Origin of the sequence: Mycobacterium sp., assembly GCF_965277065.1 — a bacterium.
Classification (GTDB): domain Bacteria; phylum Actinomycetota; class Actinomycetes; order Mycobacteriales; family Mycobacteriaceae; genus Mycobacterium.
In genome coordinates this window covers 534,169-560,879 of the sequence record NZ_CBDIBT010000017.1, presented here as the reverse complement: position 1 = coordinate 560,879, position 26,711 = coordinate 534,169, and the positions used below count along the sequence as shown (strand labels likewise).

Genomic DNA, 26,711 nt, shown 5'->3' with positions numbered 1-26,711 from the left:
ATCGGGCCCTACCAGGCGTGCAACGGCTCGCAAACGAAATCGGCTCTGGAGCGCGCTGATGCGGCAACGACATCCGTCGGTGGGCATCATCGGTGCCGGCATGTCCGGACTATGCCAGGCCATCGTGTTACGGCAAGCGGGCATCACCGACGTCACGATCTACGAGAAATCTCGCGACGTGGGCGGAACTTGGCGCGACAACACCTATCCCGGGTTGTCCTGCGACGTACCGTCCCGCTTCTACCAGTTCACCTTTGCGATGAATCCAGCCTGGACCAAGTTGTTCTCCCCGGGCCCCGAGATCTACGGGTACTTCCGCGAGCTGAGTGATCACTACCGGCTCAACGACGTGATCCGGTTCGGTGTCGAGATCGTCGACGCGCGGTTCGCCCAAGGTCGCTGGCAGCTCACCACCGATACCGGCGACGAGATAGCGCACGACTTCCTGATCGCGGCAACCGGCATCCTGCGTGAGCCACGAACGCCGGCGATCAGTGGCCTGACCGAATTCGGCGGTCCCGTGATGCATTCCGCGCGCTGGAACCACGAGGTCAGCCTTCGCGGTAAACGGGTCGCCGTCATCGGAACCGGATCGACCGGCGTGCAGATCGTCTGCGGATTGGCGGATGCGGTGAATCGTCTCGATCTTTTTCAGCGCAGCGCGCAATGGATTCTGCCGCTGCCGAACCCGCGCTACCGGCGCTGGTCGGGACTGATGCATCGCCGGGTGCCGACGCTGAGTTCGATGGCGTACTACGTCTACCACCTCGTATTCGAATGGTTGGCCGGCGCGCTGGTGCGGCCGGGTTGGCGCCGTCGGTTTATGAGCGGCCTGTGCCGGGCCAACCTTCGGTCCGTTCGCGACTCCGATCTGCGCCGCCGCCTCACCCCCGACTATCAGCCGATGTGCCGTCGGCTGGTCGTTTCTGCGGGCTTCTACCGGGCCATGCAGCGCGACAACGTGCGTCTGGTCGATTCCGGAATCGACCACGTTGAGAAGCGCGGAATCGTCACGGCCGACGGCAGTTTGCACGAGCTGGACGCCATCGTGCTGGCCACCGGCTTTGACGCCCACGCTTTCATGCGACCGATGTCCTTGGTCGGCCGCGGCGGCCTGACCATCCAACAGATGTGGGAAGACGGGCCCAGGGCGTATCTGGGCGTGGCGTTGCCGGGGTTCCCGAACTTCTTCATGCTGATGGGCCCGCACAGCCCGGTCGGCAACTACTCGCTGACCGCGATCGCCGAGGCGCAGGCCGCACACATCCTGGGCTGGATCCAGCGTTGGCGCGCAGGCGAGTTCGACAACGTTGCGCCCACCAGGGTCGCCACGGATGAGTTCAACGCGAGCATGCGCCGGGCCATGCCGGGCACGGTCTGGGCGTCCGGCTGCACGAGTTGGTATCTGGGTGCCGACGGCCTGCCGGAATTGTGGCCGTGGACGCCCCACGCGTATCGGCAACGACTTGCAGCGGCACCCGACAACAACGACTACGACATCAACACACTGGTGAGGTCAGCATGAAGACAACAATGAACGGCCGCGTCGTGGCCATCACCGGCGGGGCGCGGGGAATCGGTCTGGCCACCGCGAAGGCCTTCGCGGCCGCGGGCGCCAAGGTGGCGATCGGAGACCTCGACGCCGATCTGGCCGAATGCGCAGCCGCCGACATCGACGGTGAAGTGGTCGAGCCAGAAGACGTTGCCGCGGCCGTGGTTGCGGCTGCCCGCAGCCACCGCGGTATGTCTTTTGCGCCCCGCAGACTCCAATTCCTCTTACGCCCAGCCCTTTACCTGCCAGATCGTCCGCGCCGATTCCTGGGGAGAATCACCGGGACCGATGGAGCGTTCCTACGAATGGATCAAGCTATCCGGGATGCGTACCACGCCAGGGCAGTCGCCGCTGCAGCGCAGAACGCGCCAAGGGCGCGGCCACGCGCATGACGTCGGCGTAGCTGGTCGGCATGACCGTCGCGGCGAGATAGGTCAACCGCGAGTCGAGCCCGACCATGATCCGGGCCTGGCCCCGAGTGGCACCACGGTGAATGATCTCGGCAGCGTGCTCCGGCGAGGTCAGTGCCAGCGCGGAGAAATTGTGGTGGAATTTTTCGAGGTCGGGATCACCCAACGGATCGACCCGGACGCGACCCTTGCGAGTGATCGGCGTCCGCACACCGCCCGGGTGCACCGTCACGGCCCGCACGCCAGTTCCATGCAGCTCCTGACGGACCGCTTCGGTGTAGCCGCGGACGGCGAATTTCGCCGCACAGTAAGCGCTTTGGCTGGCAAACGCGCACAACCCGAAAATGCTCGACATGTTGACCACCACCCCCGAGCCCTGAGCTATCAGATGCGGCAAGAATGCCCGCGTACCGTGTGCGACGCCCCAGAAGTTGATGTCCATCAACCACTTGTCGTCGTCGTAGTCGGCCTGCGCGGCCCACTGGGTGAGCACCACCCCGGCGTTGTTAACCACCACGCCGAGCCGGGTCGGCGCCCAGCCGACGACGTCGTCGGCCCAGCAGAGTTGCGCGTCGCGATCGCGAACATCGAGCACCCGGCACTTCACCGGTGCATTCACCAGCGCTGCAGTCTCTTTCAGCCCGGCCTCGTCCCAGTCGCTCAGCGCCAGCGCGCAACCGTGCGCAGCCAGGCGCACCGCGAGCGCTCGACCGATGCCCGAGGCGGCGCCGCTGATCACCGCGGTGCGTCCGCTCACCGGAACTCGTTCTTTCATCCGCGGCGTCGGATCATCATGGGCAGCCCTCCTTTGGGGCGCAACGTGGTGAAGCCTTCTTCGACCACCCGATGGCCCGGTGTCGCGTCCAAGACGAAGCGCTGGCTGGTTGTTACGGCGATCATGGTCGCCTCGAGTAGAGCGAACTGGGAGCCGATGCAGATGCGCCGGCCGCCACCGAACGGCACGTAGGCGGCCTTGGGTCGCTCCGTGGCGCTGCCGGGAAGAAACCGGTGGGGGTCGAACCGTTCTGGTTCGGGCCAGAAGTCGGGGTTGCGATGCAATCGATGGGTCAGGACCACCACGATCGTGCCCCGGGTGATGCGGTAGCCGTTCAGATCGTCGTCGGCGGTCGCTCGGCGCATCGACAGATACACCGGCGGGTGAATGCGCATTGCCTCGGAGAAGCACGCCTTGGTCCACGGCAGGCGATCGAAATCGTTGTACCCGGGAGTGCGGCCCTGCAGCACGGTGTCCACTTCGTCGAGCATGCGGGCCCGCGCGTCGCGATTCTGCGACAGCAGATGCCAGAACCACGCCATGGCGGTCGCGGTCGTCTCGTGCCCAGCAGCCAGGAACGTTGCCGACTGCTCCAAAACCTCCGCGCGCGAGAGGCGTTGGCCGGTGGCTTGATCCTGCACGGCGAGCACCAGGCCGAGGAAATCCGTGGGCTGATCGTTGAGATTCCCGGCGCGCTGCTCGATCCGTTTGGTGATCATCGCGTCCAATTCGCGCAAACGATTAGCGATGCGCCGCGCCCGCCAATGCGCCGAGGCGGCGGACGCCATGTCCATTCCGGGCAGTGCCTGCAGCAACCAGGTCGCTGGTGAATTACCTACTCGCAGCATGTCTTCGAGAGCCTGGGTGAGACCCTCGCCGACGGTGGCCACCTCATCGTCGGATAAGTGTGTCCCGAACATTGTCTCCGCGGCGATCTGCAGCGCGACCACCATCATGTCGTGCGCGACGTCGATGCGTGCACCGTCGGAGTGGGACGACCACCCGTCCAGCATGATGTTCGCCTGGTTGACCATGCTGTTGGTGAAGGCCTCGAGATGGCGCCGGGCGAACATCGGGTTGAGCATGGCCCGGTCGCGTTTCCAGCGCTGGCCCCGGCTGGTGACCAGGCCCCGGCGCAGACCGAGCGCAGGTACGTCGTACTCCTCGCCCTTGACGTAGACGTCCTGCTTACGCAAGAAGATCTGCTCGACGTCTTGAGGGCGGTCGACGAGGACCAGGTCGACGACGCCCGGCACGTGCATCCGGGCCGGCGAGCCGGTGGCCTCGAACAGCACGTTGAGCGCGGGCACCATATCGTGGCGGGCACTTCGCAGCAGGCGCGGAACGGCTTTGAGCGGCAACGGTGTGGGCCGGCGAAGCGTCGTTTCCAGCGGCATACTGCGACGCTACGAACCGACGTCGCCCGCGGGAATGATCCGTACGGACGTCGATTTGATACGTTCGGACACATGGGGGTCAGCGGAGACCGTCACCAGGCCGAGTGGGATGTCCCTCGGCCATCGGCGGGGTGCCGCCACCTGTTGGAGGCGGCGCGAATGCACGACGTCGCGGTAGCAGACTGCCTTGCCGACACCGATCTGACCGTTGCCGACATCGAGAACAACGCGACCGAGGTGCAAGCCGGCCAGGAACTTCGCATCGTCCGCAATATCCTTGCTCGCGTGCGTGATCCGCACGGGTTCGCGCGCGCAGTCGGGCTGCAGTACAACTTCGCCAATACCGGCATCCTCGGCTATGCGTTGCTGGCCAGCCCGACCATCGGTGATGCGGTGAACGTCGCTTGCCGCTACGCGGCGTTGTCGTCGACATTTCTGCGACTGGTTCGACACGATGCCGACGACGGCGCGGTCATCGAATTCGATAACAGTCACCTCCCTGCCGATGTGCGGGAGTTCATGCTCGAGCGCGATATGTACGCGATCACCAACCTGGCGCCGCTCTTGATGGGACGACTCGATGCCGACGCCGTGCTGACGGTCGAGGTGCCTGGCATCGAGCTGCCGCTCGACCGACTCGAATTTCCCCGGCTGACAATCGAAATCGACACGTCGTCGACGCGTACCGCCGTCATCATCCCCGCTGAAGTTCTGCATCTGGCGATGCCCGCCGCCGACGCCGCGACCGCCTCCGCGTGCGTGCAGCAATGCGAAGACCTGCTGCAGGGCCGCCGTCAGCGCCGCGGGATGGCCGCCTGCGTGCGCACCCGACTGATCCGCGACCCCGGCCAGTTGCCGGCCATGGCCGTGATCGCGCGGGAACTCTGCATGACCGAACGCACCATGCACCGTCGCCTTGCCGCCGAACACACCAGTTATCGCGCACTGGTCGACGAGGTCCGGGTCAACCTGGCCTCGGCGCTGCTGGACTCGGGCCTCACCGTCGAAGAGACCGCCCGCCAGCTCGGCTATTCCGAGACCGCCGCATTCACCCGCGCGTTCACCCGGATCTGCGGCGAACCGCCGAGCAAACGTCGCCGCCGCGGACGCTAGCGGGCGACCATCCAAATCGCTTGAGCGGCAGGACTTCCCAAGTCGACCGTGGTGGGCGCGCCGTCCGCCGACTCGACCGCGACCGAGATCATCCCGGCGAACTCGCGGCGGGTGAGCACCCGCAACCGTGAGTCGAGACTGATGCCGATGCTGTCGAAGTAGCGCAGCATCTCCGGATCCTTGTCGGATATCCGGGCGACGGTGCCGGCGTCGCCCTCGGCGCACGACCACAGCTGACGAGCCGGTGGGGTCGGCACCTGGCCGTCGGAGCCCGGAATCGGATCGCCGTGCGGGTCGCGCTGCGGAAAACCCAGCTTGGCGTCGATACTCGCGATCAGCCGGTCGGACACCGCGTGTTCGAGCACCTCGGCTTCGTCGTGCACCTCGTCCCAGCCGTAACCGAGTTCGGTGACCAGGAAAGCCTCCAACAGCCGATGGCGGCGGACCATCGCCAGCGCCGCGCGGCGACCCGACTCGGTCAACGTGACCGCACCGTACTTCTCGTGGTCGACCAACCCCTGCTCGGCAAGTTTGCGGATCGATTCCGAAGCCGTGCTGGCCGACACTCCAAGCTTGTCGGCCAGCATCTTGGTGCTGACTTTGGCAAGCGACCATTCCTGGGCGTTCCAGATGACTTTGAGGTAGTCCTGGGCCACCGCGGTGAGATCGTTGGACTCGTCAGCAGGGCGCACAACGGAAGTTTAAGCAATCCTCATCTGATCTGCGGCTCTCGCACGACCGCGCGCAACCTGGCACCGTAGGCTGGGAGTCGTGCAAAGGTGGCGTGGCCAGGACGAGATCCCCACGGACTGGGGCCGATGCGTTGTCACCATCGGAGTGTTCGATGGGCTGCACCGCGGGCATGCCGAGCTGATCGAACACGCCGTCAAGTCGGGTCGCGCGCGTGGCGTGCCGACGGTGCTGATGACGTTCGACCCGCACCCGATGGAAGTGGTGCACCCCGGCAGCCATCCCGCGCAATTGACCACTCTGACCCGGCGCGCCGAGTTGGCCGAGGAATTCGGCATCGACGTCTTTCTGGTCATGCCGTTCACCCCCGCTTTTATGAAGCTCACGCCGGAGCGTTACGTCCACGAACTACTCGTCGAGGACCTGCACGTCGTGGAAGTCGTGGTCGGGGAGAACTTCACCTTCGGCAAGAAGGCCGCGGGCACCGTCGACACCCTGCGCAGTGCCGGTGCGCGACTCGGCTTCGCAGTGGAAGCGGTGTCTTTGGTTTCCGAACACCACAACACCGAGACCGTCACGTTCTCCTCGACGTACATCCGGTCCTGTGTCGACGCCGGCGATGTGGTTGCGGCGGCCGAGGCACTGGGGCGTCCGCACCGGGTCGAAGGCGTGGTGGTGCGCGGCGACGGGCGCGGGGACCGACATGGGTTTCCCCACTGCGAACGTGGCACCTCCGATGCATTCGGCCATCCCGGCCGACGGTGTGTATGCCGCCTGGTTCACCGTGTTGGGCCACGGCCCGGTGACCGGGAGCGTGGTGCCGGGCGAGCGCTATCAGGCCGCGGTGTCGGTGGGCACCAATCCGACCTTCTCCGGGCGCACCCGCACGGTCGAGGCGTTCGTCCTCGACACCGCCGCGGACCTGTACGGGCAGCACGTGGCGCTGGACTTCGTCGCGCGCATCCGCGGACAGGAGAAGTTCGGCTCGGTCGACGATCTGGTCGACGCGATGCGTAACGACACCGACCGCGCGCGGACCCTGCTTTCGGCCACCTGACCAGCAAATTCAGGCCTGCGGTGGGCCCGCTGTTAGACTTCTCGGCGACACGGCGCGTGCTGCAGTTCGCGGTGGCCGCACCTCAGCTCGACGATCGCGGACCTATTGATGGAGATATTTCGTGGCGCTTACCGCCGAGCAGAAAAAAGAAATCCTGGGCTCGTACGGCCTGCACGAGACGGACACCGGTTCGCCCGAGGCGCAGGTCGCGATGCTGACCAAGCGCATCGCTGACCTGACCGAACACCTCAAGAAGCACAAGCACGACCACCACTCGCGGCGCGGACTGCTGCTGCTGGTCGGTCGTCGCCGCCGGCTGCTCAAGTACGTCGCCCAGCTCGACGTGGAGCGCTACCGCTCGTTGATCGAACGGCTCGGCCTGCGCCGCTGACCCAGCGCCGTCTTCGGTGAGACTTCGACGACGGCGAATCCGATCGGCACGCCTTCGCAACACATTAAGTGTCGCGGTAGCCCAATAACGCGACGGCTGTGATGGCAGGAATCGCCAGGTCGGCGTGTAGAGTCAGGGGCGTTCTGGGCCCTTCGGCCCGAGCCTGGTGCGGCGTGCGCAATCCGCGCGCACCGTTCCAGCGAGGCACAACAGGACTTCGAGGAAGACAAGTCTGTATCGCGCGGTCTTCGGTAGTGGCTGCCGAGCTCCCCAATTCGGGGGTAGGTCGGCAGCTTCGATCGACGGCCGTCGCCGCATCCAGACTCCGCGTCTTTCCCACGTCCTCCGGATTGTCCGTGCCTGCGCGAAATAGCTGAACAAATCCAGAGAGGCTGCACGGACGAATATGTCTGTAGCTGAAATTGACGAAGGCGTGTTCGAGTCAACCGCCACCATTGACAACGGGAGCTTCGGCACCCGCACCATCCGTTTCGAGACCGGCCGGCTGGCCAAGCAGGCCGCCGGCGCCGTCGTCGCCTACCTCGACGACGAGACCATGCTCCTGTCGGCCACCACGGCCAGCAAGTCGCCCAAGGATCACTTCGACTTCTTCCCGTTGACGATCGACGTCGAGGAACGTATGTACGCCGCGGGACGCATCCCCGGTTCGTTCTTCCGCCGCGAGGGACGTCCCTCCACCGACGCGATCCTGACGTGTCGACTGATCGACCGACCGCTGCGGCCGACGTTCGTGTCCGGACTGCGCAACGAGATCCAGGTCGTCGTCACAATCCTGAGCCTGGACCCCAAGGACCTCTACGACGTGCTGGCGATCAATGCCGCGTCCGCGTCGACCCAGATTTCGGGTCTGCCATTCTCCGGCCCCGTCGGCGGCGTGCGCGTGGCGCTCATCGACGGCCAGTGGGTCGCGTTCCCGACGGTCGAGCAGCTCGAGAGCGCCGTGTTCGACATGGTGGTCGCGGGCCGCAAGACGGCCGATGACGTCGCGATCATGATGGTCGAGGCCGAAGCCACCGACAACGTCATCGAGCTCGTCGCGGGCGGCGCAGGCGCGCCAACCGAGAGCGTCGTGGCAGAGGGTCTGGAAGCCGCCAAGCCGTTCATCGCCGCGCTGTGCAGTGCGCAGCAGGAGCTGCACGACGCCGCCGGCAAGGAGACCGCCGAGTACCCGCTGTTCCCGGAGTACCAGGATGACGTCTTCTACGCCGTGTCCTCGGTGGCCACCGAGGAGCTCTCCAAGGCGCTCACCATCGCGGGCAAGGAAGAGCGCGACGGCCGCACCGACGAGCTGAAGTCCGAAGTTCTTGCGCGGCTCGGCGAGACCTACGAGGGCCGCGAGAAAGAGATCAGCGCGGCGTTCCGCTCGCTGACCAAAAAGCTTGTGCGCCAGCGCATTCTGACCGACCACTTCCGCATCGATGGTCGCGGCATCACCGACATCCGTGCGTTGTCGGCCGAGGTCGCGGTCATTCCGCGGACGCACGGCAGCGCACTGTTCGAGCGTGGCGAAACTCAGATCATGGGCGTGACCACCCTCGACATGGTCAAGATGGCTCAGCAGATCGACTCGCTGGGGCCGGAAACGTCCAAGCGCTACATGCACCATTACAACTTCCCGCCGTTCTCCACCGGCGAGACCGGCCGGGTCGGCTCGCCCAAGCGACGCGAGATCGGCCACGGCGCGCTGGCCGAGCGGGCGCTGATGCCGGTGCTGCCCAGCATCGAAGAGTTCCCCTACGCGATCCGGCAGGTCTCGGAAGCGTTGAGCTCCAACGGTTCTACGTCGATGGGCTCGGTGTGTGCCTCGACGCTGTCGCTCCTGAACGCCGGTGTGCCGCTGAAGGCGCCGGTCGCCGGCATCGCCATGGGCCTGGTTTCTGATGATGTCGAGGTAGACGGCAAGACCGAGCGTCGCTTCGTCACTCTGACCGACATTCTCGGCGCCGAGGACGCATTCGGTGACATGGACTTCAAGTGCGCGGGCACCAAGGACTTCGTCACAGCGCTGCAGTTGGACACCAAGCTGGACGGGATCCCGTCGCAGGTGCTGGCGGGTGCGCTGTCCCAGGCCAAGGATGCCCGACTGACCATCCTGGAGGTGATGGCCGAGGCCATCGACGAGCCCGACGAGATGAGCCCGTTCGCGCCACGGATCACCACGATCAAGGTGCCGATCGACAAGATCGGCGAGGTCATCGGGCCCAAGGGCAAGATGATCAACTCGATCACCGAGGAGACCGGTGCGCAGATCTCGATCGAAGACGACGGCACCGTGTTCGTCGGTGCGTCCAACGGCGAGGCGGCGCAGGCCGCGATCGACAAGATCAACGCGATCGCCAACCCGCAGCTGCCCAAGACCGGCGAGCGGTTCCTCGGAACCGTGGTCAAGACCACCGATTTCGGTGCGTTCGTCTCGCTGCTGCCGGGGCGCGACGGTCTGGTCCACATCTCCAAGCTCGGTAGGGGAAAGCGCATCGCGAAGGTCGAAGACGTCGTGAGCCTAGGCGACAAGCTGCGCGTCGAGATCGCCGACATCGACAAGCGGGGCAAGATCTCCCTGGTGCTCGTGGACGAAGATGCCGGCGATTCCGGCGGGGATTCCGGCGGCGATAACACCGCCGCAAGCCCGGAGGCCGCGCAGCCGTCGGAAGCCGATGCCGCGACGGCCAGCAGTTAGCCCATCGACGCAGCCGTTACGCCGCGGCCGGCCCAGTTCCGAGCCGTCCGCCGCGTTCCGGCGCACTACACTTCCCGGCGGTTTACGGGTTGTCACCGAGTACCTGCCCGGGGTTCGCTCTGCCTCGGTAGGGGTGTGGGTCGGCGTCGGATCGCGTGACGAGGGTGCCACCGTGGCCGGCGCCGCGCACTTCCTGGAACACCTGCTGTTCAAGTCGACCCCGACGCGCACCGCTGTCGACATCGCGCAGGCGATGGATGCGGTCGGCGGCGAGCTGAACGCGTTCACCTCCAAGGAGCACACCTGCTATTACGCGCATGTGCTCGACAGCGACCTCGCGCTGGCTGTCGACCTGGTCAGTGACGTGGTGCTCAACGGGCGTTGTGCCGCAAGCGATGTCGAGCTGGAACGCGACGTCGTTCTCGAGGAGATCGCGATGCGTGACGACGATCCCGAAGATGCGCTGGCCGACCAGTTCTTGGCGGCGCTATTCGGCGATCATCCGGTGGGCCGCCCGGTGATCGGCAGCGTGCAGTCGGTGTCGTCGATGACGCGTGCCCAGCTGCATTCGTTTCATCAGCGGCGCTACACGCCCGAGCGGATGGTCGTCGCGGTGGCCGGCAATGTCGACCACGACACCGTGGTGAAGCTGGTTCGTGAGCACTTCGGGCCTCGGTTGGTTCGGGGGCGTCAGGCGATAGCGCCGCGCAAAGGCGCCGGCCGGGTCACCGGCCGCCCGCACTTGACCGTCGCCAACCGCGATGCCGAGCAGACGCATGTCTTTCTCGGAGTTCGGACCCCCGGCCGACACTGGAAACACCGCTGGGCTTTGACAGTGCTCAACACCGCCCTGGGTGGTGGACTGAGTTCCCGCTTGTTCCAACAGGTTCGGGAGTCTCGCGGTCTGGCGTACTCGGTGTACTCGTCGGTGGACACCTTCTCCGACGCCGGAGCGTTGTCGGTGTACTCCGCGTGCCTGCCCGAGCGGTTCGCCGAAGTGATCCAGGTGACCGCCGATGTGCTCGAGGAAGTGGGGCGCGACGGCATCACCGAGACGGAATGCCGGATCGCCAAAGGCTCGCTGCGCGGCGGGCTGGTGCTCGGCCTCGAGGATTCCAGTTCACGGATGCACCGCATCGGTCGTGGCGAACTCAACTACGCTGAGCACCGAAGCATCGACCGGACGCTGCAGGAGCTCGATGAGGTCACTCTGGACGAGGTCAACGCGATTGCGCGCCAACTTCTCACCCAGCCCTACGGCGCAGCCGTGCTTGGGCCGCACCAGTCGAAAAAATCTCTGCCGCAACAACTTCGGACAATGACGAGGTAACGCGATGGTACTGGGCTTCTGGGATCTCGAGGTGCCGATCGTGGGTGCGCCGATGGCGGGCGGCCCCGGAACGCCCGCGCTGGCCGCAGCGGTCTCCAACGCGGGTGGACTCGGCTTTCTGGCCGGCGGCTATCTCAGCGCGGAGCGCCTGGCCAACGACATCGTGACGGCACGCGCGAAGACCACCGGCCCGATCGGCGTCAACCTGTTCGTGCCCCAGCCCAGCGTGGCCGACGTTCTCGCGCTGGACCATTACGCCGAGGCGCTCGACGAGTTGGCCGAGCACTACGACGTCGAAGTCGCCTATCCGGAATTCGGTGACGACGACGGCTGGCAGCAGAAGCTCGAGGTTGTCGCCGACCTTCGGCCCGAGTTGGTGTCATTCACATTCGGTGCGCCATCGCCGGATGTGCTGCGTCGGTTCGGTGCATTGGGAATGCTGCTCTACATCACCGTCACGTCGGCATACGAGGCCGGCGTGGCCGTCGCCGCGGGGGCGGACGGCCTGGTCGTCCAGGGCCCGAATGCGGGCGGGCATCGCGGTACGTTCGCGCCGGACATGGAACCGGGAACCATGTCACTGATCGACTTGCTGGATCGCATCGGACACGCTCACGACGTTCCGCTGATCGCCGCAGGCGGGCTGGGTACCACCGAAGACGTCGCCGCCGTGTTGCGCAGGGGAGCGGCCGCCGCCCAGATCGGCACCGCGCTGCTGCTGGCCGAGGAGGCCGGCACCAACGAGGCGCACCGGTCGGCTCTGGGCCACCCGCAATTCGACAACACCGTTGTCACCCGCGCGTTTTCGGGCCGGTACGCCCGCGGTCTGGCGAACGACTTCACCCGGATGCTGGATCACATTGCGCCGCTTGGCTATCCCGAGGTCAACCAGATGACATCACCGATCCGTAGAGCCGCTGTCGAGTTGGAAGACCCGCACGGCACCAACCTATGGGCGGGGACCGCGTATCGACAGACCGTCGCCGCGCCGACAAAGGACATCGTCGACAAACTCGGTCACATCTAGACCGGTGGCGTGCGGTGCGCCCAAGGCTTGGCGGATTCCAGTTGGCTGGCCACCTGCAGCAGAACATCCTCGCGCCCGTAACCGGCCACGAGTTGCACCCCGACCGGCAGCCCGGTGTCGGTCCACTCGACCGGGACGTTGATCGCGGGCTGACCGCTCAGATTGAACGGCGGGGTGAACGGAATGAACTCAAACGCGCGCTCCATGGCGGCCAGCGGATTGTCGGGGTTGCTGGCGATCGTCCCCAACGGCAACGGCAGTTCGGCGACCGTCGGTGTGAGCAACACGTCCCAGCCGTCGGACCACCACGCCTGCACCGACCGGCGAAAGTGGGTGGCGGCCGAGAACGCCAGCGCGTAGTCGACGGCGGTGAAATGTGCCGCGACGTCGGCTTGCATCCGGTTGACCGGCTCGAATTCGTCGGCGGTCAGCGGCCTTCCGATCTGCTCTTCGATCCGTCGCAACCCGACGCCCATGTTCGTGCTCCACAGCGTGGCGAAGTGCACGCGCAGCGAGGTGTCCTCCAACGCTTTCGGCCACGCCTGCTCGACGGTGTGGCCCAAGGATTCGAGCAGCGTCGCGACGGAGCGGGCCGCCGCCGCGCATTCGGGCGCCACCGCCCCGCCCTGCGGGCGGTGGTCGAGCAGGCCGATTCGTAATCGGCCTGGTTCGGCGCCGAGCTCGTCGACGTAGTTGCGAGTGGGAGCTGGCGCGATGACCGTGTCGCCGACACCGGGCCCGCGTACCGCGTCGAGGAGTGTCGCGGTGTCCCGCACCGTGCGGCTGACGCACAGCTCAACCGACAGCGCGGTTTCGTCGCGGATCGGTCCGAGCGAGATCCGGCCCTGGCTGGGCTTCAGCCCGACCAGTCCACAACACGACGCGGGGATGCGAATCGAGCCGCCACCGTCGCTGGCGTGCGCGAACGGCACCATGCCGCTGGCGACGGCGGCCGCCGCGCCGCCGCTCGAGCCGCCTGGCGAGCGACCGACATCCCACGGGTTGTGGGTCGCGCCCCATGCGAGCGGCTCGGTGGTTGGCACGCTGCCCAATTCGGGGCTGTTGGTCCGGCCGGCGATCACCAGGCCGGCATCGCGGAATCGGCTCACCAAGGTGGTGTCGGCCGCCGAGGTGGCCCCTTCCTTCTTCAGCGCGCGGTTGCCGTTGGTGAGCGGTTGACCGGCGTAGCCGGCGAACAGGTCCTTGATCAGAAACGGCACGCCGCGAAATGGCCCGTCCGGCAGCGACGCCCGAGCGGTGTCACGCGCGTGGTCGAACCAGCGGATCACCACCGCGTTGAGCACGGGATCGATGCGCTCGATCCGCTCGATGGCCGCGTCGAGCAGTTCGAGCGGAGTGACCTCACCGCGAGCCACCAGGGCGGCCTGGTCGACGGCATCCATCCATTGGGTCTGATCGGCGAGTGACGTCACGCGGCTTGTGTAGCACGAACCCCAACGTCAGACCAGCACGGCCGCGGGGTCGGTGAACGGCAGCCCCAGATCGGCGGCAACCCGCTGGCAGAGCAGCGCTCCGTCGTGAGTCGAAAGACCCTTGGCAAGAGCTGGATTCGACCGACAGGCGTCTTGCCAGCCTCTGTCGGCGAGTTCGATCGCGTACGGCATGGTGGCGTTGGTCAACGCATATGTCGACGTCTTGGGTACCGCTGCCGGCATGTTCGCGACGCAGTAGAACAGCGTGTCGTGCACCGCGAAGGTCGGGTCGTCGTGGGTGGTCGCACGTGAATCCTGGAAGCAACCCCCTTGGTCGATGGCGATGTCCACCAGGACCGCACCCGACTTCATGTGAGCGACAAGCGAATTCGATACCAAGGTCGGAGCCTTGCCGCCGGGCAACAACACGGCGCCGATCACCAGGTCGGCGCGTTTGACTGCTTCCTCCAGTTCCAGGGCCGTCGAATAGCGGGTCTGCACCTGGCCACCGAAAGCGTGGTCGACCTCGCGCAGCTTGCTGATGTTGACATCGAGCACCGTGACGACAGCACCCATTCCGTGCGCGACTCGGGCGGCGTTGTAGCCCGCGGTCCCCGCGCCGATGACCACCACCGCGGCCGGTTCGACGCCGGGTACGCCGCCCATCAGCACGCCTCGACCACCGTGGGTGCGCATCAGGTGGTAGGCCCCGACCTGGGCGGACAGCCGACCGGCGACTTCGCTCATCGGAGCCAGCAGCGGCAATGCGCCGTCGGCGGTCTGCACAGTCTCGTAGGCGATCGACGTGGTGCCGGAGGCCAGCAGCGCCTCGGTGCAGGCCCGCGACGCTGCCAGATGCAGGTAGGTGAACAGTGTCTGGCCGCGACGCATCCGCGAATATTCAAGCGGCATGGGCTCTTTCACCTTGAGGATCAGGTCGGCGTCGGCCCACAGAGCCTCGGCGGTGGAGACGACCTGCGCCCCGGCGGCCTTGAAGTCGTTGTCGGTGATCGCCGAGCCTTCACCGGCGCCCGCCTGGATGACGACCTCGTGGCTGCGTCGGGTCAATTCAGCGACACCGGAGGGGGTGATCGCCACTCGGAATTCGTTGTTCTTCACTTCGGTCGGGATGCCTACACGCATGCCTCCAAGTGTGAAGAAACTTCGCTGTAGGTGCAAAGACGAAGAAGACACAGCGGTAATATCCGAATATGACTGAAGGAAACACGGAATATGCACACCGCACCCGGTCGGTGTCGAAGGATCTTCGAGTCACGGATCTGGACTGCGTCGACCGCAGAATTCTCAGCCTGCTGCACGCCGACGCCCGGATCACCAACAGCGCCCTCGCCGAGGAACTCGACATCGCCCCATCCACGTGTCACGGCCGCGTCCGTCGGTTGGTGGAGACCGGCGTGATCCGCGGCTTCTACGCCGACATCGATCCGACCGCGGTGGGATTGCCGCTGCAGGCCATGATTTCGGTCAGCCTGCAGTCCCACGCCCGCGGTAAGATCCGCGACTTCATCCAGCAGATTCGGCGCCGCCCCCAGGTGATGGACGTCTATTTCCTGGCCGGTACCGACGACTTCATCCTGCACGTCGCTGCCCGCGATACCGAGGACCTGCGATCGTTCGTCGTGGAGAACCTCAACTCCGACGCCGACGTCGCCGGCACCCAGACATCGCTGATCTTCGAACACCTGCGAGGGGCCGCACCGGTCTGACCGCGCAGTATTCCCGATACCAGCGGTACCGGGAATGCTCCTGCCGCCAGGGTTTCTGCGGGAACTGCAGGGTCAGAGTGCTTGGTGGGCAGGTTGACCGTCGCGGTCGCACCGCCGAAGCCGACAGCGAGATGCTGGTGTGTGTCTCCCGTGCGACCGGTGGCCGAGTGGTAATCGACGCTTAGGTCGCTCGATCCAAGTGCAGATTGTTGGTCTCCTGGTACCCCTGCGGGTTGCCACAGGCGGCCACGTTGTTGGTGATCTGCACGGTGCCGTCCAGCGTGTTGGCGTCCCACGAATAGTGGAAGCCGATGGCGTCGTGAACATCACCGCCGTCTTCGCAGGACACGCCACCCTTGCCGTCCAGCGACCACTGCCCGTTGACCAGATGTGCCTCGCCCAACTCCTTGATGGAGGCGCACCCGTCACCGCAGGGGGTGATGAACCAATCGTCGTGGATCGAGTGGCCGTCCGGGTAGCTCTCGGTCTCGATGTAGTGGCCGTCGAGCGGGTCCGCCGAGGCCACAGGAGCCGTGAGTACCAGGGCGAGACCGGCGAACAGCGCGCCGGCGGCAAAACCGCGTGTGATCGTCATGATCCGGTTCCTTTCGTGGAGCGGTCAGTGCGTCGAGCACCTGTTGGTGGGTATCACAGGAGCTTCTGGCTTCGTGTGAGTTTGGTGATTCTTCTGGGTGAACGCACGGTGACGAATGCGAACGCCGAAGTGCTCACTCGCGCTAACGCTCGTCGTCAACAGAAGCGTTCGGGATGATGATAGTCATTGACTCTCGCTTGGCCGTGGTCGAGATGTGGCGGTGGAATCCACGGGGTGTTGTCGTTTGCGAGTTTTATTGTCCGCCAGCCTTGATCAATCTTTTTATGGTCGGGCTTACACGCCAATGTCAATCGATCGATGTCTGTCCGGCCGCCGCGGGCCCAGTCGTCGTCGTGATGAACCTCGGTCCAATATGCGGGGATATCGCAGCCCGGGCAGGTGCAGCCACGATCCTTCGCGTAGAGCACCAGTCGCTGGTCCGCGGAAGCTATTACGGGCCCGGCCCAAATACAGCGGCCGGTTTTGGTGTTCATCGAAGACTGCCAAGTAGTGGTATGCGCGGCTGGCCATCCGGATCAGGTCGCGCATCGGCAGCAGCGTCCCGCCGCCGGTCACCGCCTGTCCGGTGGCGGAGCTGAGTTCCTGCAGGGTGGTCGAATTATTCGAAGCGGGCTTAAGAGGCAACACGAAGACGACACACTGACGGCAACTGTGGATAAAGGCCCAACGGTGGACAAAGTCGGCACGCTTTAGGGTGAAGCCATGCGGGTAGCTGTGCTGGGGTCTAAGGGCAAGGTCGGAACCACGATGGTGCAGGCGGTGCAGGACGCCGACGATCTGACCCTGTCCGCCCAGGTCGACGCTGGTGACGCGCTGAGCCTGCTGACCGACAACAACACTGAAGTGGTCATCGACTTCACCCATCCCGACGTCGTGATGGCCAACCTCGAATTCCTGATCGACCACGGCATCCACGCCGTTGTGGGAACCACCGGCTTCACCGACGAACGGCTGCAACAGGTTCGGACCCGGCTGGCAGCCAAGCCAGGTGTCGCGGTGCTCATCGCGCCCAACTTCGCCATCGGGGCGGTGTTGTCCATGCATTTCGCCAAGCAGGCCGCACCGTTCTTCGAGTCGGTCGAAGTCATCGAGCTGCATCATCCGCAGAAGGCCGATGCGCCGTCGGGTACTGCTGCCCGGACTGCCGCGCTGATCGCCGAGGCGCGAAAAGGCTTGCCGCCCAACCCGGACGCCACCAGCACGAGCCTGCCCGGTGCTCGCGGTGCGGACGTCGACGGCGTGCCGGTGCACTCGGTGCGGCTGGCCGGGTTGGTCGCACACCAGGAAGTGCTGTTCGGCACGCTGGGGGAGACCTTGACCATCCGGCACGACAGCATCGACCGCACGTCGTTCGTGCCGGGCGTCTTACTTGCGGTTCGCCGGGTCGCCGAACATGTCGGGCTCACAATAGGAATCGAATCGCTGCTCAATCTGCAATGACTTCCACGTCGCGCGGTATGCGCATCCAGCTGATGATCGCGCTCATGTGCGCAGCACTGCTGGTGTGCATCGTGCTGCTGGGTAGGACTGCGGTCCTGATGATCCGCTCCGGGCACGCCGTCGGTATCGCGCTGGGTGGTGCGCTGCTCATCCTGCCGGTGATCGGGTTGTGGACGATGATCGCCACGTTGAACGCCGGCGTCGCGCATCAGAAGCTGGCCCGCCTTAGCGCCGACGACGGGACGGAGCTCGACGTGAGCGCCTTGCCGCGTCGTCCGTCGGGGCGTATCGAACGCGACGCCGCCGATGCTCTCTTCGCCCGCGTCCGTGCCGAATTGGAGAAAGATCCGGACAACTGGCATTGCTGGTATCGGCTGGCCCGCGCGTACGACTACGCGGGAGACCGGGGCCGCGCCCGCGAAGCGATGAAAAAGGCCGTCGAGCTAGAGGGGCGTGAATGAGCAAGACGCTGTTGATCGTTCACCACACTCCGTCACCGGCCACCCGGGAGATCCTCGAGGCGGTGCTTTCCGGGGCCAACGATCCGGACATCGACGGCGTGGACGTGCTGGTACGGCCCGCGCTGGCGGCAACCGTTCCCGATCTGCTCGACGCCGACGGCTACCTGTTCGGCACCCCGGCCAACCTCGGATACATGTCCGGGGCGCTCAAGCATTTTTTCGACACGGTGTATTACCCGAGTCTGGATCATGTGGCGGGCCGTCCGTACGGCCTGTGGGTGCACGGCAATAACGACACCGTCGGCGCGGTGGCGTCGGTGGAGAAGGTCGTCACCGGGCTGGCGCTAGCCAAAGCCGCTGATGCACTCGAGATTACCGGCGCGATCGACGCCGGCGTCCGCGAGCGGGCCTACGAGCTGGGTGCAACTCTCGCGGCGACTCTGATGGGCTGACGCACGTATCCGGCGTCAGTGTGGGCGCAGGATGGTGATCGCGTTGTCGAACTTCTTGAACGAGTTGAACGCGTCCGCGGGCACGCCGAAGATGGCGGACAACATTGGCTCGGAAGCTTACTCAACGACTCGCCGATGCCGTTGCCGTCGATCAGGACCCAGCTCGCGACTCCCTTGGTGACCAGGTTGATCTCCACGCGCTGGGATGCCAGTGCGGTTCGCGAATAGCGCCGGGCCGCAACGTGATCAGCTGGATGCTGGCTTCTTGACCCTTCAGGATCGGGAATTCTCTTCGTCCGCCTGCTGGAAGGAACCGCCGTCGAAGCTGCTGATGGGCTGGGCGCCGAGATGGAACAGATGCGAGTTCGAGGTGATGGTCTCATCGGGCAGGCGGGGATCGCCAAAGCGTTCGGCATCGTCTGCCAGCGACACTTCCTTGGCGGTGCGGTGGCCCGAGACCACATGATCGACGCCCACCCCGGCCGCCGCCGGCGCACCGGCCAGGCCCACCCCACCTAGGACTTTGCGACGGTTGATTGACACTCGCCGAAATTACCCCAGAGGCCCTATCCGGGCCACCGCGTAATGTCGATCTGGTTTTCCGCTATGGGTCGATGTGCGTGGGGATCGACGTGAAGATCGGGTCGGACTCCTTCGGAGGATCACCCGCGCTCATCGTTTCGCAGTCGAGTTTGGCGGGGTTCAGCGGGCCGCCGGGATACGAGGTCAGACAGCGTTCCCACATGCCGTCGCTGTCGACGGGGCTGTCACACAACTGCGTCATCCCAGGCCCGGGGTTCACACATCCGGCACTGGCCGGGGCCGCGGTGGCGATCAATCCAGCGGTCGTGATCACGGCTCCCATGGCTGCGGTCAGGTAGCGCTTCGTCATCTTGTTCTCCACTACAGAGGTGTACTGCTCGATCATCGATGGGCGTCGGTGGGTCATTAAACGCCTGACCCGATGGGGGCCGATATTCAGGTATTCGCGGGAGCGGCATGATGTGATCGGGATGGATGCTGAACTCCGCCCGGGTCGACCTCGAGAAGGACCAGACGTGACGCGCCTGCTGATCGCTAACCGCGGTGAGATCGCGCTCCGAATCATCCGTACGGCAACCGAGTTGGAGCTCGACACGGTCGCCGTCTACGCCGAGGACGATGCCGACAGCCCGCACGTGCACGCAGCCGACGAAGCGATCGCTCTGCCAGGCGCCGGCCCGGCCGCATACCTCGACCACGCGGCGATCCTGTCGGCGGCCAAGGACTCCGGCGCAGAGTTGATCCATCCCGGCTACGGGTTCCTCAGCGAACAACCCGGGTTCGCCAGGGCATGCGCGAGCGCCGGGTTCACTTTCATCGGACCGGACGCTGCCTCGCTCGACCTGTTCGGCAATAAGGCATTGGCACGACGGGCGGCGACGGCCGCGGGCGTCCCCGTGCTGCCCGGCACCGACGGGCCGAGCAGCGTCGACGAGATTCGCGCCTTTGCGACCGCCCAGGGCGGCCCGATCGTGATCAAGGCGCTGTCCGGCGGCGGTGGTCGCGGTATGCGAATCGTCGACGACCCCGAGCGGATCGGCGATGCCTATCGGCAGTCTGCCGCCGAAGCGGAACTGGGATTCGGAAATCCGGCGTTGTTCGCTGAGGCGCACCTGGCCGGCGCGCGTCATATCGAGGTACAGATCGTCGCCATGCCGGGTCGCGCACTTGCGCTGGGCGACCGCGATTGCAGCATCCAGCGGCGCCATCAGAAGCTGATCGAAATCGCTCCGGCACAGGCTATTTCACCGACGCTTCGCCGTGATCTGCACCGGGCCGCGGCTCGACTGTGCGCACAGGCCAAGTACCGCGGCGTCGCCACGGTCGAGTTTCTGGTGGCCGGTGAACGGTTCGTCTTCCTCGAAGTCAACCCGCGTATCCAGGTGGAGCACACGGTGACCGAAGAGGTCACCGGCGTCGACCTGGTGGCCGTACAGTTGCGCATCGCGCAGGGCGCACCGTTTCATCAGCTGAGGTTGCCGGCCGGCGTGACGGCCGAAGGCGGCGAGGTGGTCGGCGCGCTGGCCGCGGTGCGCGGGATCGCGATCCAGACGCGGGTCAACATGGAAACGATGGACGCCGACGGGTCGGTGATTCCGACGGCGGGCACCCTGACGGCGTTCTCGCCGCCAAGCGGACCCGGAGTGCGGGTGGACACCTTCGGCCGGGCGGGGCTGACGCCAAGCCCACGGTATGACTCGTTGCTGGCGAAGGTGATCACCCGGGTGCGTGGATCCTCGTACTCCGGGGCGGTGCGCAAAGCGCAGACCGCGCTGGACGAGTTCGGCATCGAGGGCATTCGCACCAATATCGGATTTCTCCGGGAGATCCTGTCGCACAGCCTCACTCAGGCAGACCCGGTCACCACGAGCTTCGTCGACGAGAACCTGTCCGCATTCGTCGGTGCCGCGCAGTCACAGCACCACGAGGCGCGGCTGACAACCCCCGAGCTGTATCCGGGTGAGGAGGTGCTGCGCGCTCAGCTCGCCGGCACCGTGATCGAGGTCGCCGCCGAAGGGGAGGAGTTCGCCGCGGGCGAGCAGTTGGCGGTCCTTGAAGCAATGAAGATGCAGCACGTGCTGACCGCACCCGACGCGGTGCGCACGATCCGGAACTTGGTGACGCCCGGTCAAGTCATCGGAACTGGTGACCCGCTGGTCGTATTCACCCGCACCGGCGACAGCGTGGGAGCCGCCGACACTGACCGGGTGCTCGACCTCGACCGGGATCGAGCTGACCTCGACGAGGTCCGGCGCCGGCACCTGCTCACCCTGGACGAGGGCCGGCCGGCAGCGATCACCAAGCGGCACAACCAGAATCGGCGCACCGCGCGGCAGAACATCGACGACCTGGTCGACACGGGGAGTTTCGTGGAATACGGCGCGCTGGCGGTGGCCGCGCAACGCAGCCGGCGCTCGGAAGAGGACCTGATCACCAACACCCCGGCCGACGGCCTGATCACCGGGGTGGCCAGGATCGGCGGCGGCGAGGTGGTCGTGCTGTCGTACGACTACACCGTGCTCGCGGGAACGCAGGGCATGCGCAACCACGCCAAAACCGATCGGGTCTTCGACCTCGCCGCCCGGCGACGGCTGCCGGTTGTGCTGTTCGCCGAGGGCGGCGGCGGCCGGCCCGGCGACACCGACGTCGCGAGCGTTGCCGGGCTGGACGTGCCGACGTTCCGGTCGCTCGGCGCGCTCAGCGGCCAGGTGCCGCTGATATCGATCGTGTCCGGCCGCTGCTTCGCCGGTAATGCAGCGCTGGCCGGCACCTGCGACGTGATCATCGCGACGCCGGACGCCAACATCGGCATGGGCGGTCCGGCGATGATCGAGGGAGGCGGCCTCGGGCGGTACCGTCCCGAAGACATCGGCCCCATCGATGTGCAGCGACGCAACGGTGTCGTCGGGTTGGCTGCCCGCGACGAGGCGCACGCCGTGTCTTTGGCCAAGCAGTACCTGTCGTATTTCCAAGGCAGACAGAGTGACTGGGAGGCGCCCGATCCACGGCGGGCGCGGCATGTGGTGCCGGAGAACCGATTACGGGCCTACGACGTCCACCACGCGATCGAGTCGATCGTCGACGTCGGATCCGTTCTGGAGTTACGGGCGGACTACGGGGTCGGCGTGGTCACCGCGCTGGTTCGCGTCGAAGGTGCGCCCTTCGGCTTGCTGGCCAACAGCAGTCATCACCCCGGTGGCGCGATCGATGCCGATGCCTCCGACAAGCTGGCCGACTTCCTGACGCTCTGCGAATCGGCGGGGCTGCCGGTCATTTCGCTGTGCGATACGCCCGGCTTCATGGTCGGCCCAGACGCCGAAGTCGCGGCCGCGGTTCGGCGATTCAGCAAGTTGTTCATCGTCGGTGCGCGGATGACCGTGCCGTTCGGCATGGTCATCCTGCGCAAGGGCTATGGGCTCGGCGCGATGGCGATGGCCGGCGGCTCTTTTCACGCACCGGAATTCACCGTTGCCTGGCCGACCGGGGAGATCGGCGGCATGGGTCTCGAGGGCGCGGTTCGGTTGGGGTTCAGCAAGGAACTCGCTTCCCTCGACGACCCGAACGAACGCCAGAACCTGTTCGACAAGCTGGTCGAGGCCGCCTATCAGCACGGCAAGGCGCTCACCTCGGCCACCACATTCGAGCTCGACGACGTGATCGACCCGGCAGACACCCGGGGCTGGATCATCCGGCTGCTGTGCAGAGAAGCCCACATCAACCAAGAAGGGGGCCGCTTGTGAAAGTTGCCGACAAGGTCGCCATCGTTACTGGTGGCGGCAACGGTATCGGAGCCGCGCTGGCCGCGAAGCTGGCGCACCTGGATGCCCGGATCGTCGTGGCCGACTTAGATGGTGATGCCGCGCAGGCGGTGGCGGACACCATCAACGCCGAGCGGCCGGGGGTGGCCGTCGCGTCCGGGGGCGACGTCTCCGACACCGCACATATACAACAGTTGATCGGGTTGGCGGACAACGAATTCGGACCTGTCGACCTGTATTTCGCGAATGCGGGCATCACCGGGGTGTCCGGGTTGGAGGTCACCGAAGACGAGTGGGACAAGTCCATCGACGTGAACCTGAAGGCGCATATTCGCGCCGCGCAGCTGCTGGTGCCGGCCTGGGTCGAACGCGGTGAGGGTTACTTTGTCAGCACCGCCTCGGCGGCCGGGTTGCTCACCCAACTCGGATCGGCCACGTACTCGGTGACCAAACACGCCGCGGTCGGCTTCGCCGAATGGCTGAACATCACGTTCGGCGATCAGGGCGTGCGGGTCAGCTGCCTGTGCCCGATGGGTGTCAACACCAAACTGCTGTATTCGCCTGGGGAATCCGAAGATCCGTTGGCCCGGCTCGCGACCCGCGCCGTCACCTCCGCCGGCAACGTGATCGAGCCGGCCGACGTCGCAGAGATCGTGCTTGCCGCGGTCGACGAGGAACGCTTCTTGATCCTCCCGCACCCAGCCGTGCTGGACATGTACCGGCACAAGGGCGCCGACTATGACCGCTGGCTGCGCGGCATGCGTCGTTACCAACACAGCCTGATGGAGGCGCTATGACTGCAACGAATTTTGACGGCCGCACCGCGATCATCACCGGAGGCTCCCGGGGGATCGGCTTGGCCATCGCTCAACGGCTGGCCCAAGGCGGTGCGAACATCGTGCTGACCTCACGCAAGCAAGAGAGCGCTGATGTCGCCGCGGAGCAGGTCGGCGGCAACACAATTGGCATTGCCGCACACGCGGTCGACGAGGACGCCGCCCGGCACTGCGTCGATGTGACCCTCGAACGTTTCGGCAGCATCGACATCCTGATCAACAACGCCGGCACCAACCCGGCCTACGGCCCGCTGATCGAACAGGACCACGCGCGCTTCGCCAAGACTTTCGACGTCAACCTCTGGGCGCCGCTGTTGTGGACATCGCTGGCCGCCAAAGCCTGGATGCGCGAACACGGCGGCGCGGTGGTCAACACGGCCTCGATCGGCGGCATGCATCAGGCGCCGAACATGGGCATGTACAACGCGACCAAGGCCGCGCTGATCCACATCACCAAGCAACTGGCACTGGAACTTTCACCACGGGTCCGGGTCAACGCGATCGCCCCGGGTGTGGTTCGGACCAAGCTCGCCGAAGCGCTCTGGAAGGAGCATGAAGACCTGGTGGCTGCGGGAACCGCGCTGGGACGCATCGGCGAGCCGCCCGACGTGGCAGCGGCGGTGGCGTTCCTGGTCTCTAATGAGTCGAGCTGGATCACCGGTGAGACGTTGGTGCTCGACGGCGGCCGGCTGCTCGGCGATCCGGCGGGCTTCCGGTGAGCGCCGAGGATCTGCGCACGCGGTTGCGAGCTCTGCTCGACGAGCACAACCCGGCGCATAGCGACCCGCACGAATTCCTCGCGGCGCGGTTCGACGCCGGACTGGCCTGGGTGCACTTTCCCGTCGGCTCCGGCGGGCTGGACCTGTCGCGCAATTTCCAGGCGCAGGTCGAGGACGAGCTGACCGCGGCGGGTGCGCCCCCGGGCGGTGGGGGCGCCCGCAACGGCATCGGGATGGGTATGGCCGCGCCGACCATCGCGGCCTTCGGCAGCGATCAGCAGCGGCGCGACTTTTTGCGGCCGTTGTTCACTGGCGAACACATCTACTGCCAGTTGTTCAGCGAGCCGGGGGCGGGGTCCGATCTGGCCGGCGTGGCTACCCGCGCGGTTCGTGACGGTGAGAGCTGGATCGTCAACGGGCAGAAGGTATGGACGTCCAGCGCACAGAACGCGCAGCGGGCGATCCTGGTCGCCAGAACCGATCCGACCGTGCCCAAACACCAAGGCCTGACCTACTTCGTCCTCGACATGACCGACCCCGGCGTCGACGTACGACCGCTGCGGCAGATCACCGGCGAAGCCGAATTCAACGAGGTGTTCCTGACTGACGTACGCGTGCCCGACGCCAACCGGCTGGGCGCCGAGGGCGGCGGCTGGAAGGTCGCCACCACCACGCTGAACAACGAGCGGGTCGCCATCGGCTCGATGGCCGGCGGCACACGGGAAAGCGGGATCATCGGCAAGGTGACCGAGGCGTGGCGCACGCAACCCACGCTGCGCAATGCCGCGATGCACGACGAGCTGATGAAGCTGTGGGTGGAGGCCGAAGTCGTCCGTCTGACCGGTCTGCGAATGCGTCAGCGCATGGCCGTCGGACAGCCCGGACCCGAAGGCGCGGGGATGAAGGTGGCGTTCGCCCGGCTGGCCCAAGCGGTTTCGGGGTTCGAGATCGAATTGCATCCGGAAGAGGGCTTGCAGTACGACGATTGGACGATGCGGCGACCGGATTCGGTCGATTTCGTCGGCCGCGATCCCGGATACCGATATCTGAGGGCCAAAGGCAACTCGATCGAGGGCGGCACGTCAGAGATACTGCGCAACACCATCGCCGAACGCATTCTCGGTCTGCCGCCGGAGCACCGGGTCGACAAGGACGTCGCGTATAAGGACCTGAACAAATGAGCGATCTGCTGTACTCCGACACCGAGGACGCGGTACGCGACAGTGTGCGACGGCTGTTCGCCGATCGGTGTCCACCCGAGGCAATAACATCGGTGTATGACGCTGCGCCGCAGAATTTTTCGGGTGTCTGGCACACGCTGGCTGCCGAACTGGGCATGGCCGGGCTGCTTATACCCGAGGAGCTCGGCGGGGCGGGCGCATCGGCCCGCGAGGCAGCCGTGGTGATGGAGGAGATCGGTCGCGCCGTCGCGCCGGTGCCGTATCTGTCCAGCGCCGTGGTGGCCACGGTCGCGCTGCGCCAGGTCGGCGACACCGACACAATCCGGCGGTTGGCGGCGGGTTCGGTCACCGCTGCGCTGACGTTGCCGCTGTCGACCGCGCCCGGTGACACGATCACCGGCGTCTCTGCCGGCGGCAACGGTCTGACCGGCCGGGTCACCAGCGTGATCGGGGTCGGGGAGGCCGACGTGCTGCTGGTTCCGGTCGCGGGAACCGACGGGCTGGAGTTGCACACCGTCGGCCGCGACGCAGCGGGAGTGAAGGTGTCACCGGTCCTGAGCCTGGACATGACGAGACCCCTTGCCAACGTGGAATTCTCGGGTGCGGACTCATCGCGGGTCGGTTCGGAGCCGGCCGATGCCGCAGTGGCGGCCGCGCTGGAGACCGGTGCGGCGCTACTCGCGTCCGAGCAACTGGGCGTCGCTCAGTGGTGCTTTGAAACCACGCTGGCATATGCCAAGCAGCGCAAGCAATTCGGCCGGGCGATCGGCTCTTACCAGGCCATCAAGCATCGCCTCGCGGATTTGTGGGTCGAGTTGAATTCCGCTGCGGCAGCGGCCCGATACGCCGCCGACACGTGTGCCCGCCACGACGCCGACGCCACGATCGCTGCCGCCGTTGCGCAGGCCTATTGCAGCGGGACAGCGGTGCACGCGGCCGAGGAGTGCGTGCAGTTGCACGGCGGCCTCGGCATGACGTGGGAATATCCGGCGCATCTGTATCTGAAGCGGGCCAAGAGCGATCAGTTGGCGTTCGGCACCACCTACCGTCACCGCGCCCGGTTGGCCGGGCTGGTGGGTCTTCCGGCGTCGTAAGGGGAGTAACA

Annotated in this window: 22 protein-coding genes and 5 pseudogenes; 18 read left to right on the top strand and 9 right to left on the bottom strand. The window is 66.0% G+C overall.

Annotation, left to right across the window (positions count from 1 at the left end):
• Nucleotides 1-58 precede the first annotated feature (58 nt).
• Both ACQY5A_RS11225 and ACQY5A_RS11220 read left to right on the top strand, forming a co-directional pair.
• Entirely contained in the window at nt 59-1,525 is a 1,467-nt protein-coding gene (locus tag ACQY5A_RS11225) for a flavin-containing monooxygenase (protein ID WP_428340416.1), read from the top strand.
• A pseudogene (locus ACQY5A_RS11220) lies at nt 1,522-1,683 on the top strand (SDR family NAD(P)-dependent oxidoreductase); the annotation flags it as partial. The gene ACQY5A_RS11225 and the pseudogene ACQY5A_RS11220, both read left to right, overlap by 4 nt.
• Before the next feature lie 184 nt (nt 1,684-1,867).
• Here the strand turns inward: ACQY5A_RS11220 and ACQY5A_RS11215 are convergent.
• Both ACQY5A_RS11215 and ACQY5A_RS11210 read right to left on the bottom strand, forming a co-directional pair.
• On the bottom strand, nt 1,868-2,719 hold the full coding sequence (locus ACQY5A_RS11215) for an SDR family NAD(P)-dependent oxidoreductase (RefSeq protein WP_428340415.1): 852 nt from the start codon (nt 2,717-2,719) through the stop codon (nt 1,868-1,870).
• Nucleotides 2,720-2,733: 14 nt separating this feature from the next.
• On the bottom strand, nt 2,734-4,134 hold the full coding sequence (locus ACQY5A_RS11210; RefSeq protein ID WP_428340414.1) for a cytochrome P450: 1,401 nt from the start codon (nt 4,132-4,134) through the stop codon (nt 2,734-2,736).
• A gap of 72 nt (nt 4,135-4,206) precedes the next feature.
• Between ACQY5A_RS11210 and ACQY5A_RS11205 the strand changes: the two genes are divergently transcribed.
• Nucleotides 4,207-5,247, top strand: coding sequence for an AraC family transcriptional regulator ligand-binding domain-containing protein (locus ACQY5A_RS11205; protein WP_428340413.1), 1,041 nt, complete (start codon nt 4,207-4,209; stop codon nt 5,245-5,247).
• Here ACQY5A_RS11205 and mntR read toward each other — a convergent pair.
• Nucleotides 5,244-5,939 carry a manganese-binding transcriptional regulator MntR gene (gene mntR / locus ACQY5A_RS11200; protein WP_428340412.1) on the bottom strand — a complete coding sequence of 232 codons (696 nt, stop codon included), beginning with the start codon at nt 5,937-5,939 and terminating at the stop codon, nt 5,244-5,246. The two genes, ACQY5A_RS11205 and mntR, sit on opposite strands and share 4 nt — an antisense overlap.
• Before the next feature lie 79 nt (nt 5,940-6,018).
• Here mntR and ACQY5A_RS11195 point away from each other — a divergent pair.
• The 5 genes and pseudogenes from ACQY5A_RS11195 to ACQY5A_RS11175 all read left to right on the top strand — a co-directional run bounded on the left by ACQY5A_RS11195 (nt 6,019) and on the right by ACQY5A_RS11175 (nt 12,440).
• Nucleotides 6,019-6,994, top strand: a pseudogene (locus ACQY5A_RS11195) (bifunctional riboflavin kinase/FAD synthetase).
• Between the two features lie 121 nt (nt 6,995-7,115).
• Nucleotides 7,116-7,385 carry a 30S ribosomal protein S15 gene (rpsO, locus tag ACQY5A_RS11190; RefSeq protein ID WP_428340411.1) on the top strand — a complete coding sequence of 90 codons (270 nt, stop codon included), beginning with the start codon at nt 7,116-7,118 and terminating at the stop codon, nt 7,383-7,385.
• Nucleotides 7,386-7,791: 406 nt separating this feature from the next.
• Complete coding sequence (locus ACQY5A_RS11185; RefSeq protein ID WP_428340410.1) at nt 7,792-10,083, top strand: polyribonucleotide nucleotidyltransferase; 2,292 nt, start codon at nt 7,792-7,794, stop codon at nt 10,081-10,083.
• Nucleotides 10,061-11,413, top strand: coding sequence for a M16 family metallopeptidase (locus tag ACQY5A_RS11180; RefSeq protein ID WP_428340409.1), 1,353 nt, complete (start codon nt 10,061-10,063; stop codon nt 11,411-11,413). The genes ACQY5A_RS11185 and ACQY5A_RS11180 overlap by 23 nt, the downstream gene beginning before the upstream one ends.
• Nucleotides 11,414-11,417: 4 nt before the next feature.
• On the top strand, nt 11,418-12,440 hold the full coding sequence (locus ACQY5A_RS11175) for a nitronate monooxygenase (RefSeq protein ID WP_428340408.1): 1,023 nt from the start codon (nt 11,418-11,420) through the stop codon (nt 12,438-12,440).
• On the opposite strand, the gene ACQY5A_RS11170 is transcribed toward ACQY5A_RS11175, so the two are convergent.
• Nucleotides 12,437-13,873 (bottom strand): amidase, encoded by a 1,437-nt coding sequence (locus ACQY5A_RS11170; protein WP_428340407.1) that lies wholly within the window; start codon nt 13,871-13,873, stop codon nt 12,437-12,439. The genes ACQY5A_RS11175 and ACQY5A_RS11170 overlap by 4 nt on opposite strands.
• A 27-nt stretch (nt 13,874-13,900) precedes the next feature.
• The gene (ald, locus tag ACQY5A_RS11165; protein ID WP_428340406.1) at nt 13,901-15,016 is read right to left on the bottom strand and encodes an alanine dehydrogenase; all 1,116 of its coding nucleotides are present in this window, start codon (nt 15,014-15,016) and stop codon (nt 13,901-13,903) included.
• A gap of 68 nt (nt 15,017-15,084) precedes the next feature.
• On the opposite strand from ald, the gene ACQY5A_RS11160 reads away from it, so the two are divergent.
• Nucleotides 15,085-15,600 carry an Lrp/AsnC family transcriptional regulator gene (locus tag ACQY5A_RS11160; RefSeq protein WP_428340405.1) on the top strand — a complete coding sequence of 172 codons (516 nt, stop codon included), beginning with the start codon at nt 15,085-15,087 and terminating at the stop codon, nt 15,598-15,600.
• Nucleotides 15,601-15,638: 38 nt separating this feature from the next.
• A pseudogene (locus tag ACQY5A_RS11155) lies at nt 15,639-15,785 on the top strand (2Fe-2S iron-sulfur cluster-binding protein); the annotation flags it as partial.
• Here ACQY5A_RS11155 and ACQY5A_RS11150 read toward each other — a convergent pair.
• On the bottom strand, nt 15,782-16,195 hold the full coding sequence (locus tag ACQY5A_RS11150) for a hypothetical protein (RefSeq protein WP_428340404.1): 414 nt from the start codon (nt 16,193-16,195) through the stop codon (nt 15,782-15,784). The pseudogene ACQY5A_RS11155 and the gene ACQY5A_RS11150 overlap by 4 nt on opposite strands.
• Before the next feature lie 155 nt (nt 16,196-16,350).
• Nucleotides 16,351-16,813, bottom strand: a pseudogene (locus tag ACQY5A_RS11145) (DUF222 domain-containing protein); the annotation flags it as partial.
• 105 nt (nt 16,814-16,918) lie between these two features.
• Between ACQY5A_RS11145 and dapB the strand changes: the two are divergent.
• Genes dapB through ACQY5A_RS11130 form a run of 3 tightly spaced genes read left to right on the top strand, consistent with a single transcriptional unit; the run spans nt 16,919 to nt 18,569 of the window.
• Complete coding sequence (gene dapB / locus ACQY5A_RS11140) at nt 16,919-17,656, top strand: 4-hydroxy-tetrahydrodipicolinate reductase (RefSeq protein WP_428340403.1); 738 nt, start codon at nt 16,919-16,921, stop codon at nt 17,654-17,656.
• Nucleotides 17,653-18,117: a hypothetical protein gene (locus ACQY5A_RS11135; RefSeq protein ID WP_428340402.1), complete on the top strand. Its 465-nt coding sequence runs from the start codon at nt 17,653-17,655 to the stop codon at nt 18,115-18,117. The genes dapB and ACQY5A_RS11135 overlap by 4 nt, the downstream gene beginning before the upstream one ends.
• Nucleotides 18,114-18,569, top strand: a complete 456-nt coding sequence (locus ACQY5A_RS11130; RefSeq protein WP_428340401.1) for a flavodoxin family protein — start codon at nt 18,114-18,116, stop codon at nt 18,567-18,569. Before ACQY5A_RS11135 ends, ACQY5A_RS11130 begins: the two co-directional genes overlap by 4 nt.
• A 15-nt stretch (nt 18,570-18,584) precedes the next feature.
• On the opposite strand, the pseudogene ACQY5A_RS11125 reads toward ACQY5A_RS11130, so the two are convergent.
• Together ACQY5A_RS11125 and ACQY5A_RS11120 are read right to left on the bottom strand one after the other, a co-directional pair.
• Nucleotides 18,585-19,112: pseudogene (locus tag ACQY5A_RS11125) on the bottom strand (cupin domain-containing protein).
• A gap of 61 nt (nt 19,113-19,173) precedes the next feature.
• The gene (locus ACQY5A_RS11120) at nt 19,174-19,518 is read right to left on the bottom strand and encodes a CDGP domain-containing protein (RefSeq protein ID WP_428340400.1); all 345 of its coding nucleotides are present in this window, start codon (nt 19,516-19,518) and stop codon (nt 19,174-19,176) included.
• 64 nt (nt 19,519-19,582) lie between these two features.
• Between ACQY5A_RS11120 and ACQY5A_RS11115 the strand changes: the two genes are divergently transcribed.
• Genes ACQY5A_RS11115 through ACQY5A_RS11095 form a run of 5 tightly spaced genes read left to right on the top strand, consistent with a single transcriptional unit; the run spans nt 19,583 to nt 26,700 of the window.
• Nucleotides 19,583-22,852: a carboxyl transferase domain-containing protein gene (locus tag ACQY5A_RS11115; RefSeq protein WP_428340399.1), complete on the top strand. Its 3,270-nt coding sequence runs from the start codon at nt 19,583-19,585 to the stop codon at nt 22,850-22,852.
• Complete coding sequence (locus ACQY5A_RS11110) at nt 22,849-23,667, top strand: SDR family oxidoreductase (RefSeq protein WP_428340398.1); 819 nt, start codon at nt 22,849-22,851, stop codon at nt 23,665-23,667. The genes ACQY5A_RS11115 and ACQY5A_RS11110 overlap by 4 nt, the downstream gene beginning before the upstream one ends.
• The gene (locus ACQY5A_RS11105; RefSeq protein ID WP_428340397.1) at nt 23,664-24,425 is read left to right on the top strand and encodes an SDR family oxidoreductase; all 762 of its coding nucleotides are present in this window, start codon (nt 23,664-23,666) and stop codon (nt 24,423-24,425) included. Before ACQY5A_RS11110 ends, ACQY5A_RS11105 begins: the two co-directional genes overlap by 4 nt.
• Entirely contained in the window at nt 24,422-25,606 is a 1,185-nt protein-coding gene (locus ACQY5A_RS11100) for an acyl-CoA dehydrogenase family protein (RefSeq protein ID WP_428340396.1), read from the top strand. Before ACQY5A_RS11105 ends, ACQY5A_RS11100 begins: the two co-directional genes overlap by 4 nt.
• Nucleotides 25,603-26,700: an acyl-CoA dehydrogenase family protein gene (locus tag ACQY5A_RS11095; RefSeq protein ID WP_428340395.1), complete on the top strand. Its 1,098-nt coding sequence runs from the start codon at nt 25,603-25,605 to the stop codon at nt 26,698-26,700. Before ACQY5A_RS11100 ends, ACQY5A_RS11095 begins: the two co-directional genes overlap by 4 nt.
• The last annotated feature ends 11 nt before the right edge of the window (nt 26,701-26,711 follow it).